The sequence below is a fragment of the Cognatishimia sp. MH4019 genome, from assembly GCF_020177595.1.
Lineage (GTDB): Bacteria > Pseudomonadota > Alphaproteobacteria > Rhodobacterales > Rhodobacteraceae > JAHTBL01.
Genome location: NZ_JAHTBL010000004.1, coordinates 60,628 through 73,912, shown reverse-complemented (window position 1 = coordinate 73,912; position 13,285 = coordinate 60,628). Strand labels below are relative to the sequence as shown.

The following is a 13,285-nucleotide window of genomic DNA, read 5'->3' as shown; positions in this document are numbered from 1 at the left end:
TAGGAGATCCGACCCATGACCCTCAACGTATACCTGTCCGGCGAAATTCACACCGATTGGCGTGAGCAGATCACCGAAGGGGCCAGCGGTCTTGATGTGACCTTCAACAGCCCCGTCACCGATCACGACGCGTCCGATGATTGCGGCGTGGCGATCCTTGGGGCCGAGCCGAACAAGTTCTGGCACGACAACAAGGGCGCTAACATCAACGCGATCCGCACCCGCAAGGGGATCGAGGATGCCGATATCGTGGTGGTCCGCTTTGGCGAGAAATACAAACAGTGGAACGCGGCGTTTGATGCGGGCTACGCGGCGGCGCTAGGTAAATCCCTGATTGTCATGCACGGGCCCGAGCATCAGCACCCGCTGAAAGAGGTGGATGCCGCGGCGCTGGCTGTGTGCGAAGAGCCGCGGCAAGTGGTTGAAATCCTCAACTATGTGCTGACAGGCAAGCTGCCCGAAGCGGCTATCCGCGCGGCGGAATAGTCAGACCTTTCGCAACGGCGGGGCGGGCCACGAACCGCTCCAGATAGGCGACGAGGTTGGGGTGATCGTCCCAGCCCAGCGTCTCTTTCGCGCCGTAGAAATCGAGCGCGCGCAGCCAAGGGGCAATCGCGATATCCGCGATGGAATAGTCGCCAGTGATCCAATCGCGACCCTCAAGCTGCTTTTCCAGCACGGCCATCAGGCGCTTGGCTTCGTTGATATAACGCTCGCGGGGGCGGGGGTCTTCGATCTCGGCCCCAGCGAATTTGGTGAAAAAGCCAAGCTGGCCAAACATCGGGCCAAGCCCGCCCATCTGGAACATCAACCATTGGATCGTCTCGGCTTTCTGCACCGCAGTCGATCCAATCAACTGGCCCGATTTTTCGGCCAGATAGATCAGGATCGCGCCGCTTTCAAACAGACCCAAGGGACCGTCCGGACCGTCGGGATCAATGATCGCGGGGATCTTGTTGTTGGGGTTCAGCGACAGGAATTCCGGGCTTTTCACATCCGCATCAGACAGGGTCACGGTGTGGGCCTCGTATGCCAGCCCCATCTCTTCCAGAGCGATCGAGATTTTCACGCCATTGGGCGTCGGAAACGAATAGAGCTGGATCACGGACGGGTCTTTGGCGGGCCAGCGTTTGGTGATCTCGAATTGGGATAGATCGGACATGGGAACTCCTTTGAAATTTTCCCACCAGACATACTCTTCTTTGATGCGTAAAAAACCCATGGTTCGGTTGAGAAATGCAGTTATGATTGTGCGTGGGTGAGCAGGCAAAGATCTGCGCCCCGTGTAAAAGACAGTGGAGATAGCCAAATATGTTACAAGAATTCAAAGACTTCATCGCCAAGGGCAATGTCATGGACATGGCGGTCGGTATCATCATCGGTGCTGCGTTTACCGCGATTGTGTCCTCGCTTGTCGGGGATTTGATCAACCCGATTATCAGCCTCTTTATGGGCGGCATCGATTTTGCGGGTCAGTATGTGCTGCTGGGTGAAGGCGAGTATGCCTCGATGGCGGAAGCCGAAGAAGCGGGGGCTGCGGTCTTCGCATGGGGCCGTTTCGTTATGGCGATCCTCAACTTCCTGATCATCGCGTTTGTGGTGTTCCTGCTGGTCAAGGCAGTCAACCGTGCCAAGGACGCAGCCGCCAAGGAAGAAGAGCCCGCCCCGGAAGAGCCGAAAGGCCCGACCCAGGAAGAGCTGCTGATGGAGATTCGCGACGCGCTCAAAAAGTAAGTAACCGAAGATTTGGTTCGAAGGCCCGCCCTGATCGGCGGGTCTTTTTATGTGCGACGAGGCGACCCGGAACACGTGCGGGACTGATGCGTTTTTCTATTGCCAAATATTTGTGGAGATAGAATGACCCGACTACAAATCGCAGCAGTTATATCCTTTGTTCTGGTTGGCCTCTCCGGTCTGGCCGAGATACTTTTTTACGGAGATATAGGCCCCCACGGCGCTGTGAACGAAAGTCTGTTCCTTCCTTTGACTTTCGTCTTTCTCGTCGCTGGCGTGGTCTTCCTCATCCTCTCGCATTTTGTGAACCGTCGCTAAGCTTTGAGCGCGAGTGTGGGTGACATTACATCCATCCCAAGAGCCTTGCCGACCGCGTAGTAGGTCAGATGGCCTGCATGGACATTCAGCCCGTTCAACAGATGCGGGTCGTCCTCGCAGGCTTGCCGCCAACCCTTGTCTGCCAGCGCCAGCATGAACGGCATCGTCGCGTTGCCCAACCCGATGGTTGACGTCCGCGCGACAGCGCCAGGCATGTTGGCAACGCAGTAATGCATGATGCCGTCGACCTCATAGATGGGATCCTGATGGGTCGTCGCCTTAGACGTCTCAAAGCAGCCGCCTTGGTCAATCGCCACATCAACGATTGCCGCGCCGGGCTTCATATCTGACAACTGCGCGCGGGTGACCAGTTTGGGGGCTGCCGCACCTGGGATCAGGACGGCGCCGATAACCATATCGGCGTCGGCCACCAGCTCGGCGGTATTGCCAGCGCTGGCAAAGCTCGTCTTGAAGAGGCCGCTGAACGCGTCATCCAGATAGCGCATCCGCGGCAACGAGCGGTCGAGCACTGTGACATCGGCGCCCATACCGGCTGCGACACGCGCCGCGTGGGTGCCAACAACACCTCCGCCGATGACAGCGACACGCGCCGGGCCGACGCCGGGGATACCGCCCATCAAAACGCCACGCCCACCATTTGCCTTTTGCAGCGTCCACGCGCCAACTTGCGGGGCCAGTTTGCCTGCAACCTCCGACATCGGGGCAAGCAACGGCAAACCGCCCGCAGCATCAGTGACGGTTTCATAAGCAATTGCTGTGCAGCCTGAGGCGAGCAAGTCTTTGGTCTGCTCTGGGTCGGGGGCGAGATGCAGATAGGTGAAAAGGATTTGGTTCTCGCGAAGCATCTTGCGCTCGACGGCCTGAGGCTCTTTAACCTTCACGATCATGTCGGCGGAGGCAAAGATTTCCTCTGCCGTGTCGGTGATTTGCGCGCCCGCCGCGATGTAATCCTCGTCTGGGAAGCCAGCGCCGGCACCAGCCTGTGTTTGCACAGAAACAGTGTGGCCGTGCGCCACCGCCTCGCGGGCGGCATTGGGCGTCAGGCCAACGCGAAATTCCTGTGGTTTGATCTCTTTCGGGCAACCGATATGCATGATGTAATCCTCCTGATCTGGGACCATATTCCCCTGCATAAGAATTGTGTCGCGATCTTAGGGCGTATCGTGTATTTTCGACGTAGATTTTTCCGCCGATCATGCATTTCTCCGAAGGAATTTCGACGCGATGACTTTAGACAGTATCGACCAACGCATTCTGGGGGTGTTGCAAAAGCAAGGCCGGATCTCCAACGCGGATCTGGCCGAGCGGATCAACCTCTCTGCGTCCGCCTGTCACCGCCGCGTGCAGCAACTGGAAAGCGCAGGCTTCATCCGGGACTACGTGGCGCTGGTTGATCCGCGCAAGGTTGGGCGGCAAACGACGGTCTTTGTCGAGATCACGCTGAGCGGTCAAACTGACGATGTGCTGGAGGCGTTCGAGAAAGCCGTGGCGCGCGTTCCGGATGTGCTGGAATGCCATCTGATGGCGGGGACGGCGGATTACATGCTGAAAGTTGTGGCCCGCGATACCGAGGATTTCGCCTCGATCCACCGCCGGTCTCTTGCGACCCTGCCGGGGGTGCAAGGGATGCGGTCGAACTTTGCACTGCGCACGGTGTTCAAGACGACGGCTTTGCCGGTCTAGTCTTTGATCTGATCCCCGGAAACGACAAACCCCCGAGCGATGCCGGGGGTCGTCAATTCGTGTCTGTCAAAGCTGAGGTGCTTAGAGCATCCCTTCGCGCTGGGCCTTTTTACGAGCCAACTTGCGAGCACGGCGAATCGCTTCGGCCTTCTCGCGCGCTTTTTTCTCGGACGGTTTCTCGAAATGTTGCTTGAGCTTCATCTCGCGGAAAACGCCTTCGCGCTGCAGCTTTTTCTTCAGGGCACGGAGCGCCTGATCGACATTGTTGTCGCGAACACTAACCTGCATGTGGTTTTCACCACCTTTCTAGATTGAGTTGCAAGGATTTGCAGGAAGTGGCCGTATAGCAAAGCGGCTCTAGCTTGTCTAGGGTAGCCGCCGACAGGAGACCCCGATGCCCAAAGCCCCCTATGAGATCGTGACCGACCAGCTTTTGGATGCCGCACTGGCCCATGTGGCCTTTGATGGCTGGTCCGATGCCACATTCCGTGCGGCCATCGCCGATACCGAAGTGGACCCGGCTTTGGCCCGGTCGGTTTGCCCGCGCGGCGCGGTTGATCTGGCGATTGCGTTTCACAAGCGCGGCGACGCAGAGATGGTCGCGCGGATCAAAGCCTCCGACATGTCGGAGATGCGGTTTCGCGACAAGATCGCGGCGGCTGTGCGCCACCGGATCGAGGCGATTGACGACAAGGAGGCAGTTCGCCGAGGGTCCACGCTGTTTGCCCTGCCGCATCTGGCTGGTGACGGCGCAAAGCTGGTTTGGGGAACCGTCGATCTGATCTGGGACACGCTGGGCGACAGCTCGGATGATGTGAATTGGTATACGAAACGCGGCACTTTGGCGGGTGTGTATGGCGCGACCGTGTTGTTCTGGCTGGGCGATGACAGTCTTGAAAATCAAGCAACATGGGAGTTTCTGGATCGGCGCATCGACAATGTCATGCAGATCGAGAAAGTGAAGGCACAGGTGAAGGAAAACCCGCTGCTCAGCAAGCTGTTGGCCGGTCCGAACTGGGCACTGTCGCAGATCAAAGCGCCGGGCCGTATGGCGCGCAGCGATGTGCCCGGCACATGGAGCGATCCGCAATCCTGAAGAGCGCGCCTGCGGCGCATTTTTACATTTTATTGAGGCGCTGCCTCAAACTCCGGGATATTTGACAAAAGCGAAGCCTGCGAAAGCCGGGCGGCGTTTTTGCGAAGGATAAACCCATGACCCAAATGATGCGCGCTGTTGAGATTAGAAAACCCGGTGGGCCGGAGGTATTGGCCACGACGGAGCGCCCGGTGCCCAAGGCGCGCGCAGGCGAAGTGGTCCTGAAGATCGCCTATGCGGGGGTCAACCGGCCAGACGCGTTGCAACGCGCGGGGCTTTATGATCCGCCCAAAGGGGCCAGTGATCTGCCGGGGCTTGAGGCGTCAGGCGTGGTTCATGTGATTGGCGCGGGGGTCAGCGATCTGGCGGTCGGGGACACGGTCTGTGCGTTGCTGCCCGGCGGTGGTTATGCCGAGTATGTCGCGACACCTGCTGCCCATTGCCTGCCTGTGCCGGAAGGGATGTCGCTTGATCAGGCCGCTTGCCTGCCGGAGACGTTTTTCACCGTGTGGTCGACCGTCTTCATGCGCGGCGGCTTGCAGGCGGGGGAACGCTTTTTGGTCCATGGAGGGTCCAGCGGGATCGGGACAACGGCTATTCAATTGGCGCGCACCTTTGGTGCGCGTGTTTTTACGACCGCTGGGTCGGATGAGAAATGTGCCGCTTGCGTCGCTTTGGGAGCCGAGCAGGCGATCAATTACCGTGATGCGGATTTTGTTGAGGTTCTGCGCGGTGAAGGCGGGGCGGATGTGATCCTGGATATGGTCGGCGGGCCTTACATCCCGCGCAATATCAAAGCCTTGGCAGATGATGGGCGGCTCGTGCAAATTGCGTTTCTGCAAGGCCCGAAGGTTGAGATGAACTTTGTGCATTTGATGGTGCGCCGTCTGACAGTGACCGGAGCCACCTTGCGACCGCAAAGCGATCTGGCCAAGGCGCGCATTGCTGACGCGCTTCGGGAGCATATCTGGCCCTTGTTGGCCGCAGGCACGGTTGCGCCTGTCATGGATAGCCAGTTTGCGCTGGAAGATGCGACCAAGGCCCATGCGCATATGGAAAGCTCTGCCCATATCGGGAAGATCGTGCTGAAGGTTTAGCGCACGGGTAGATTTAGCGCACCGGGTCCAGAAGCGCGTCGGACATCTGGCAGTCGCGGATCACATCTTGCCCGCAGGGAACGGGCGTAAGGTCTTTGGACAGGCAGATGCGTGCCTCTTGAATGCGGCCCTGGCGACAGGTGATCGTGATCATATCCGGTTCAAGCGCTGGGTTGACCTCAAGAAACGCCTCTTCCACTACCGAGGCGGGGACCTTCACGGCGTTCTCGAGCTTGCGGAAAACCGAAGGCCGCGCGATGCTGCCATAGGCGTCACGCGACAGCTCGTAATAGGCCTCGGCGCTCAGCCCTGAACACACGCCGTGCTTTTTCCACTGATGCCAAGCCAGACCGCCGCTGCCCATGATGTCGGCCATGGCCCCCGTTTGCCCGCGTGAGGGCGACCGCTGCGCTGTGCGGCAATAGGACGGCCAACCGCGATGAAACTGTGGCCAAAGGCCGTGCAGCGTCCAGCCGTGGTCATGGCGCGCGGCGCATTGATCAGAGCCGCGCGCATCGCCTTCCAACGCGCACCATGTGGGCGACCAGCTGAGCGCCATGACGTAGTAGTCGAACACGCCAGCGCGTTCCCCGTCCGCACGGGCCATGCCTGCCAGTAAAACCAGTATCAGCGCAAATCGCATTCGCTCTTCCCTCTTCGCGTCGGCTTGACTATATAGCGTCCAAGTTCCCCGACAATGCGAACCCGTTTCGGCCTCCGAAACCGCCATTCAGGCGCCAGGGAAGACGTGGTTCGCGCGAAGACAAGGAGAGACCTGATGGGCAAACCGATTATGGCAAAAGCGACCGCTGTCTGGCTGGTCGACAACACGACGCTGACCTTCAAGCAGGTCGCGGATTTCTGTGGTCTGCACGAGTTGGAAGTGCAGGGCATTGCGGATGGTGACGTGGCCGCGGGCGTGAAGGGCTTTGATCCGATCGCTAACAATCAGCTCACGCAAGAGAACATCGACGCGGCTGAGAAAGACCCGCTGGTCAAGCTGGAGCTCAAGTTCAACGCCGCTGCTGTGGGTGAAGAAAAGCGCCGTGGGCCGCGGTATACGCCGCTGTCGAAGCGTCAGGACCGCCCGGCGTCGATTCTGTGGTTGGTGAAGTTCCACCCGGAACTGACCGATGGTCAGATCAGCAAGCTGGTAGGCACCACAAAGCCGACCATTCAGGCGATCCGCGAGCGGACCCACTGGAACATCTCGAACATCCAGCCAATTGATCCGGTGGCTTTGGGCCTCTGCAAGCAGTCCGAACTGGACGCAGCTGTGCAGAAGGCAGCTGCCAAGAAAGCCCGTGACGGCGAAGTGATGAGCGATGACGAGCGCCGCAAGCTCGTCTCGACCGAGCAATCGCTGGGCATGGACAGTGAGCCGAAAATCCCCACGGCGATTTCCGGGCTGGAGACGTTCACGCTCAACACCGATGTCGAGGAAGAAAAGGAAGAGGCCGTGCCGGATGCGGACAGCTTCTTCAATCTGCCGGACGACAAGAAGGACGAGGACGACGACAAGTCTTGATTGGTTGTCACATTGTGGCAAAACTCGACGGGCGTGCTGAAAGGCGCGCCCGTTTTGCATTGGAGCGACTATGCGCATTGCCGTTATCGGACGCGGCCTGATCGGGTCCGCTGCCGCTCGTCATTTGGCTGAGGCGGGTCATGAGGTGGTTTTGATCGGTCCTGGAGAGCCAGCAGATTATGCTACGCATAGCGGGGTATTCGGCAGCCATTATGACGAAGGCCGGATCACCCGCGGGTTGGATCGCATGCCGTTTTGGAGTGCGGTCAGCCGCGCCTCTATCGCGCGCTACCGGGCGCTTGAAGCGGCAACGCAGGTGCCTTTTTATTCAGAGGTGGGCACGCTGATGGCAGGACCGGAGGGGACTGCGGGCGTGTCAGATGTTGGGGATGTGGCGCAACAATCGGGTATCACATGCGAGCGATTTGACCGCGCTTCGCTTGCGGCCCGCTTTCCCTTTTTCGACTTTCCATCTGACACGATTGGTTATTTCGAGGCGCAGAATGCTGGCTATATCAGCCCGCGTAATCTGGTGCGGGCGCAAGGCATTGCTGTTGAGGCTGCAGGTGGACAGATCGTTGATGCCGAGGTGACCGGATTTGAGGAAATCGCGTCTGGCGTGACCATTGATGTCGCAGGTGACAGGTTCAAGGCTGACCGTGTTTTGATTGCGGCAGGCGGTTTCACAAATGGCCTTCTGGGCGACGCTCTGCCGCTCAAGGTCTATGCGCGCACGGTTGCGCTGTTTGAGATTGATACGGCAGAGGCCACGCGCCTCGCCGCGCAGCCATCGCTGATCTATCTGGGGCCGAATGGCGAAGACCCCTATCTGCTGCCACCAATCCGATATCCCGATGGTAGAACATATCTCAAGCTGGGCGGCGATGTGGTCGACAGGGATTTGACAACGCAAGAGGCGCGTCAGAACTGGTTCCGCGCCGGTGGTTCGGTGGAGGTCGGGGTCATGCTGACCGACCATATCCGGGCGCGTATGCCGGAGCTTGAGATCCGCTCCACGCATATCCGACCTTGCGTGACGACGTACACGCCAACCGATTTGCCGATCATTGATTTGCTGTCCGGGCGTGTTGCCGTGGCCGTTGGGGGCAATGGCAAGGGTGCCAAGAATAGCGATGAGCTTGGTCGGTTGGGCGCCGAGGCTGTTCTGGGCGATGTTCGCCCCGATCTGGCGCTGGCCGCCTCAATGGTGGCGTGAGCGTTTCGGGCTTCTGAGGGAGCCTCCGGCGGGAGGTATTTTTGCACAAAAGATAGGCAGATAGGCGCGTTAACCTTAATCGATGCTTAATTGCTTAATTGCTTAATTGCTTAATTGCTTAATTGCTTAATTGCTTAATTTTTGTGCAGAATCGAGGGTCTGGTTTCAGAACCCTTTGCGCGCTTTCAGGGCGGCGGTGATGGTGCCGTCGTCAAGGTAATCCAGTTCGCCCCCGATCGGGACGCCTTGCGCGAGGGATGTGACTGTCACCCGATGTTCGAGTTGGTCTGCGATGTAATGGGCCGTCGTTTGCCCATCTATTGTGGCATTCAGCGCGAGGATCACTTCGGTAATGCCTTCCGAGGTCACACGATCCAAAAGTTTGGGGATGCGCAGTTCATCCGGGCCGATTGCGTCGAGCGCGGAGAGTGTGCCGCCCAGCACATGATAGCGCCCCTTGAAGACTTGCGCGCGTTCCATGGCCCAGAGGTCTGCAACATCTTCGACGATGCATAGTTCCCCATTGGCGCGTTTTTCGCTTTCGCAAATCTCACAGATATCGCGTGTGCCGACATTGCCGCAATTCAGGCATTCGCGCGCTGTGGCGGCCACGGCTTGCATCACATCGGCCAAAGGCGTCAGCAGCAATGCGCGTTTCTTGATCATATGCAGCACAGCGCGGCGGGCCGACCGCGGGCCAAGCCCCGGGAGCTTGGCCATCATCTCGATCAGCGCTTCGATATCGCTGGGCGCGTTGGCCATCGCCTAGAAGGGCAGCTTCATGTCGGCGGGCAGACCCATGCCTTCGGTGAGCTTGCTCATTTCCTGCTGTGCCTTCTCGGATGCTTTCTGCTGAGCGTCCTTGATTGCGGCGAGGATCAGGTCCTCGACGACTTCCTTGTCATCACCGGAAAAGATCGAAGGATCAATGTCGAGCGCTTTCAGCTCGCCCTTGGCAGAGGCGGTCGCTTTGACAAGCCCTGCACCGCTTTCGCCGGTGACCATCATGCTGTGCATTTCTTCCTGCAACGTGGCCATTTTGCCCTGCATCTCCTGCGCGGCTTTCATCATTTTGGCCATGTCGCCCATGCCGCCAAGTCCTTTGAACATCTTGCTCTCCTAGTCTTCTTCGAACGGATCCCACTCTTCGTCGACCTCAGGGAGGGCGTCGAGAGCGGCTTCCGCCTCGTTTGCTTTTGGGGTTCTGATTTCGGTTATTTTCGCGCCGGGGAAGGCCGTAAAGACGGACTGCACCAGCGGGTGTTGCTTTGCTTCTTCTTCCAATGCCAGCTTTTCGGCGTCGCGCAGTTCGGCGATGGTTTTGCCGCCACCGGATGCGATGGAGACGGCCCAGCGTGCGCCCGTCCAGGCTTGTAGCTTGGCGCCAAGACGTTGGGCCAGATCACGGGGCGCGGTGTCGGTCGGTTCCATCTCGATCCGACCAGGGGAGTAGCTGACGAGGCGCAGGGTCGTTTCGACCTCGACCAGCAGCTTCACGTCGCGGTGCGCGCGGATCAGTTCCACGACATCCTCAAAGCGCGCATAACGCGCCAGCGCGTTTTCGCTTTCAACCGCGACCGCCGGAGCAGCCGAGGCGACAGGTCCGCGCGGGGCGGAATGTGTCGGGGCCGGGGTCCCTTGCGCGATGGTTGTGCCACCGGCTTGCGGTGCCATGCTGCCGCCACCGCCGCCGCCGGGGGGTGGGGGCGGTGTGTCGCCCAGCTTGCGCACCAGTTCTTCAGGTGTCGGCAGATCGGCCACATGGGTCAGCCGGATCACGGCCATTTCCGCGGCCATCATGGCGTTGGGGGCCGCGGCGACTTCTTCCAGCGCCTTGAGCAGCATCTGCCACATACGCGACAGTACACGCATCGGGAGCGCTTCGGCCATCGCCTGACCACGTGTGCGCTCATCAGGGCTGATCGTGGGGTCTTCGGCGGCATCGGGTGTGATTTTCACGACGCTCACCCAATGGGTGACTTCGGCCAGATCGCGCAGCACCGCCATCGGGTCGGCCCCATCGGCATATTGCGCGCTCAGCTCTGCCAAGGCACCTGCCGCATCGCCCTTCATGATAAGATCAATCAGATCGAGGATACGCCCCCGATCCGCCAGACCCAGCATCGCACGGACCTGATCGGCGGTCGTCTCGCCTGCACCGTGGCTGATGGCCTGATCCAGCAGCGAGGTCGCATCGCGGGCGGAGCCTTCTGCAGCGCGGGTGATCAGCGCCAACGCGTCATCGGTGATTTCGGCCTTTTCGGCGGTGGCGATCTTGCGCAGAAGGCCGATCTGGTCTTCCGGCTCGATCCGGCGCAGATCGAAGCGTTGGCAGCGCGACAGCACGGTCACGGGGACTTTGCGAATCTCGGTTGTGGCGAAGATAAACTTCACATGCGCTGGAGGTTCTTCCAGCGTCTTGAGCAGCGCGTTGAAGGCGCTGGTCGAGAGCATGTGAACCTCGTCGATGATGTAGATCTTGTAGCGGGCCGAAGCCGCGCGGTAGTTCACGCTGTCGATGATTTCGCGGATGTCGCCAACGCCTGTGCGTGACGCCGCGTCCATCTCCATTACGTCGACATGGCGGCCTTCCATGATCGCCACGCAATGCTCGCATTTCCCGCAAGGTTCGGTCGTGGGGCCGCCTTGGCCGTCTTCACCGATGCAGTTCATGCCCTTGGCAATGATCCGTGCGGTTGTGGTTTTGCCGGTGCCGCGAATGCCGGTCATGATGAAGGCCTGCGCGATGCGGTCGGCCTCAAACGCGTTTTTCAGCGTGCGGACCATGGCGTCCTGACCGACCAGATCGGCAAAGGTCTCGGGCCGGTATTTCCGGGCGAGGACTTGGTAGCCGCTGTCGGGAGTTTCGCTCATGGGGGGCCTTTGCCTACTAACCTGCCAAACCTAGGCGAGGCATTGGCAGAGGTCCAGCAATCCTCTAAGGATATTTGCAGGCCGACAGGGCGGCCACCTGGTTCGCGGAAAGCGTATGCACCCTCTCATCTCAAGACGACACCATATTTCGGTATGTCTCTGGCCCGATCAGCGAACCTTGGGCCGCGATGGAGGACACCGATGACCGATCCCCTAGAGCCGTTAAAACGGTCCGCGAAGGCTTTGCAGAAAGCCTATGAAGCGCGTGACAAGAATGCCTGCCTGCAGGTGCATTCCTTTGTTCCTGCCACCAAGACGTTGAAACGTGCGGATTTCCTGTACGTGATCGCGCGGCAGAAAAATTTTGAAAGCTGGCCCAAGCTGAAGGCAGCGGTAGAGGCGCGGGGTTTGGCCCGTGTCGAGGCACAGGAGCGGTTGAAGATCGCGCTATTTCTTGGCCAAAGGCCGATTGTTGACCGTTTGCTGGCCGATATGCCTGATTTGGCCTCTGATCACTTTGGTCTGCAGATCGCTCTTTATGATCGCGCGGCGGTCAAAGCGACCTTGTGGAGCGATCCCTCCCTTGCCACGCGCCTGATTGGCCCGCGTCGTCCGATCTTGCATCTGACATTCTCGCGCTATCATCAGATGGCGCCCGAACGTGAGGCCGATATGCTGGCGATTGCGAAAATGCTGCGTGATTGCGGTGCGGATGTGAACGAAGCCTACCCCCATCAGCCCGGCAGTGATGAATTGCTCTCGGCGCTTTATGGCGCGGTGGGGCATTCCGGGAATATGCCGCTGGCGCGTTGGCTTCTGGAACATGGTGCTGACCCCAATGACGGAGAATCGCTTTATCACGCGACAGAGCTTGGTCATCACGAGGGTCTCAAGCTGTTGCTGCACCATGGTGCCACTCCGCGCGGGACCAACGCGCTGCTTCGGGCGATGGATTTCAATGACCACAAAGCGGTTGAGATGCTGCTTGCTGCCGGGGCGGACCCAAACGAGGATCTGACCGACCATGGGTTCACGGCCCTGCATCAGGCGGCGCGGCGTATGTGTGATGGTGCCATGGCAAATCTGTTGTTGCAGGCTGGTGCAGACCGCGACCGGCTTTGGAATGGCCTGACCGCGCTGAGTCTTGCCCGGCTTCATGCCAATGATGCGGTGTCTGACGCCTTGAGCGAGGCTGGTGCGACTGCGCAAACGGACCCCGCGCTTGAGAACATCATCGCTGTTGTTCAAGGCAAGCCTCACACGCCGATTGATCCTGCAAAGCTGCCTGATGCCATTGGCGAATTGCTACATCATCTTATTACTTTGCCGGGGTCCGAGCGGCAGGTCGAACGGCTTGTTATCGCTGGTTGGCCCTGGGATGGCGTGGACAACTATAACATGACGCCCGTGCAATTGGCCGGATGGCAGGGCTTGCCAAGGATGATGCGCTTTTTCCTGCGGATGAAACCTGATCTGGGCCATGTGAACGGCTATGGAGGTACGCTTCTCAGCACGATTATCCATGGTTCGGAAAACGCACCAAGTCGCGAAGGGCAAGATCATGTCGGCTGCCTGATCCTTGCGCTTGAAGAAGGTGTTGCCTTGCCACGTCCCGCGATTGAATTGGCGGGTCGCGAGGATGTTGCCGAATTCCTCAAGGACTGGGCCAAACGCTATCCCAGTCAGGTTGTGGCGCATGGGATTGGATAAAGAGGGGT

Annotated in this window: 16 protein-coding genes; 9 read left to right on the top strand and 7 right to left on the bottom strand. The window is 59.3% G+C overall.

What is annotated here, in order from left to right; all coding sequences use genetic code 11:
* Nucleotides 1–15 precede the first annotated feature (15 nt).
* Nucleotides 16–486, top strand: a complete 471-nt coding sequence (locus tag KUW67_RS08430) for a YtoQ family protein (RefSeq protein ID WP_224824859.1) — start codon at nucleotides 16–18, stop codon at nucleotides 484–486.
* On the opposite strand, the gene KUW67_RS08425 is transcribed toward KUW67_RS08430, so the two are convergent.
* Complete coding sequence (locus KUW67_RS08425; RefSeq protein ID WP_224824858.1) at nucleotides 467–1,162, bottom strand: glutathione S-transferase family protein; 696 nt, start codon at nucleotides 1,160–1,162, stop codon at nucleotides 467–469. The genes KUW67_RS08430 and KUW67_RS08425 overlap by 20 nt on opposite strands.
* A gap of 149 nt (nucleotides 1,163–1,311) precedes the next feature.
* Between KUW67_RS08425 and mscL the strand changes: the two genes are divergently transcribed.
* Both mscL and KUW67_RS08415 read left to right on the top strand, forming a co-directional pair.
* Nucleotides 1,312–1,734 (top strand): large conductance mechanosensitive channel protein MscL, encoded by a 423-nt coding sequence (gene mscL, locus KUW67_RS08420; protein ID WP_224824857.1) that lies wholly within the window; start codon nucleotides 1,312–1,314, stop codon nucleotides 1,732–1,734.
* Nucleotides 1,735–1,857: 123 nt separating this feature from the next.
* Nucleotides 1,858–2,052 carry a hypothetical protein gene (locus KUW67_RS08415; RefSeq protein ID WP_224824856.1) on the top strand — a complete coding sequence of 65 codons (195 nt, stop codon included), beginning with the start codon at nucleotides 1,858–1,860 and terminating at the stop codon, nucleotides 2,050–2,052.
* Here the strand turns inward: KUW67_RS08415 and ald are convergent.
* Nucleotides 2,049–3,167: an alanine dehydrogenase gene (gene ald, locus KUW67_RS08410; RefSeq protein WP_224825138.1), complete on the bottom strand. Its 1,119-nt coding sequence runs from the start codon at nucleotides 3,165–3,167 to the stop codon at nucleotides 2,049–2,051. The genes KUW67_RS08415 and ald overlap by 4 nt on opposite strands.
* Nucleotides 3,168–3,297: 130 nt before the next feature.
* Here ald and KUW67_RS08405 point away from each other — a divergent pair, with 130 nt between their 5' ends.
* Nucleotides 3,298–3,756, top strand: a complete 459-nt coding sequence (locus KUW67_RS08405; protein WP_224824855.1) for an Lrp/AsnC family transcriptional regulator — start codon at nucleotides 3,298–3,300, stop codon at nucleotides 3,754–3,756.
* An 81-nt stretch (nucleotides 3,757–3,837) separates the two neighbouring features.
* Here the strand turns inward: KUW67_RS08405 and rpsU are convergent, their stop codons facing one another.
* Entirely contained in the window at nucleotides 3,838–4,044 is a 207-nt protein-coding gene (gene rpsU / locus KUW67_RS08400; protein ID WP_008207378.1) for a 30S ribosomal protein S21, read from the bottom strand.
* Between the two features lie 106 nt (nucleotides 4,045–4,150).
* Between rpsU and KUW67_RS08395 the strand changes: the two genes are divergently transcribed.
* Nucleotides 4,151–4,852 (top strand): COQ9 family protein, encoded by a 702-nt coding sequence (locus KUW67_RS08395; RefSeq protein ID WP_224824854.1) that lies wholly within the window; start codon nucleotides 4,151–4,153, stop codon nucleotides 4,850–4,852.
* A 116-nt stretch (nucleotides 4,853–4,968) separates the two neighbouring features.
* On the top strand, nucleotides 4,969–5,949 hold the full coding sequence (locus tag KUW67_RS08390) for an NAD(P)H-quinone oxidoreductase (protein ID WP_224824853.1): 981 nt from the start codon (nucleotides 4,969–4,971) through the stop codon (nucleotides 5,947–5,949).
* A gap of 13 nt (nucleotides 5,950–5,962) precedes the next feature.
* On the opposite strand, the gene KUW67_RS08385 is transcribed toward KUW67_RS08390, so the two are convergent.
* On the bottom strand, nucleotides 5,963–6,592 hold the full coding sequence (locus KUW67_RS08385) for a ribonuclease T2 (protein ID WP_224824852.1): 630 nt from the start codon (nucleotides 6,590–6,592) through the stop codon (nucleotides 5,963–5,965).
* A gap of 135 nt (nucleotides 6,593–6,727) precedes the next feature.
* Between KUW67_RS08385 and KUW67_RS08380 the strand changes: the two genes are divergently transcribed.
* Entirely contained in the window at nucleotides 6,728–7,477 is a 750-nt protein-coding gene (locus tag KUW67_RS08380) for a DUF1013 domain-containing protein (protein ID WP_224824851.1), read from the top strand.
* 70 nt (nucleotides 7,478–7,547) lie between these two features.
* On the top strand, nucleotides 7,548–8,693 hold the full coding sequence (locus KUW67_RS08375) for an FAD-binding oxidoreductase (RefSeq protein ID WP_224824850.1): 1,146 nt from the start codon (nucleotides 7,548–7,550) through the stop codon (nucleotides 8,691–8,693).
* 165 nt (nucleotides 8,694–8,858) lie between these two features.
* Here KUW67_RS08375 and recR read toward each other — a convergent pair whose 3' ends face one another.
* From recR to KUW67_RS08360, 3 genes are read right to left on the bottom strand one after another with little or no spacing between them, the layout of a single operon-like run.
* Nucleotides 8,859–9,455 carry a recombination mediator RecR gene (gene recR / locus KUW67_RS08370; RefSeq protein WP_224824849.1) on the bottom strand — a complete coding sequence of 199 codons (597 nt, stop codon included), beginning with the start codon at nucleotides 9,453–9,455 and terminating at the stop codon, nucleotides 8,859–8,861.
* Between the two features lie 3 nt (nucleotides 9,456–9,458).
* Nucleotides 9,459–9,803: a YbaB/EbfC family nucleoid-associated protein gene (locus KUW67_RS08365; protein WP_224824848.1), complete on the bottom strand. Its 345-nt coding sequence runs from the start codon at nucleotides 9,801–9,803 to the stop codon at nucleotides 9,459–9,461.
* A 9-nt stretch (nucleotides 9,804–9,812) separates the two neighbouring features.
* Nucleotides 9,813–11,567: a DNA polymerase III subunit gamma/tau gene (locus KUW67_RS08360; RefSeq protein WP_224824847.1), complete on the bottom strand. Its 1,755-nt coding sequence runs from the start codon at nucleotides 11,565–11,567 to the stop codon at nucleotides 9,813–9,815.
* 201 nt (nucleotides 11,568–11,768) lie between these two features.
* Between KUW67_RS08360 and KUW67_RS08355 the strand changes: the two genes are divergently transcribed.
* Complete coding sequence (locus tag KUW67_RS08355; RefSeq protein WP_224824846.1) at nucleotides 11,769–13,277, top strand: ankyrin repeat domain-containing protein; 1,509 nt, start codon at nucleotides 11,769–11,771, stop codon at nucleotides 13,275–13,277.
* Nucleotides 13,278–13,285 lie beyond the last annotated feature (8 nt).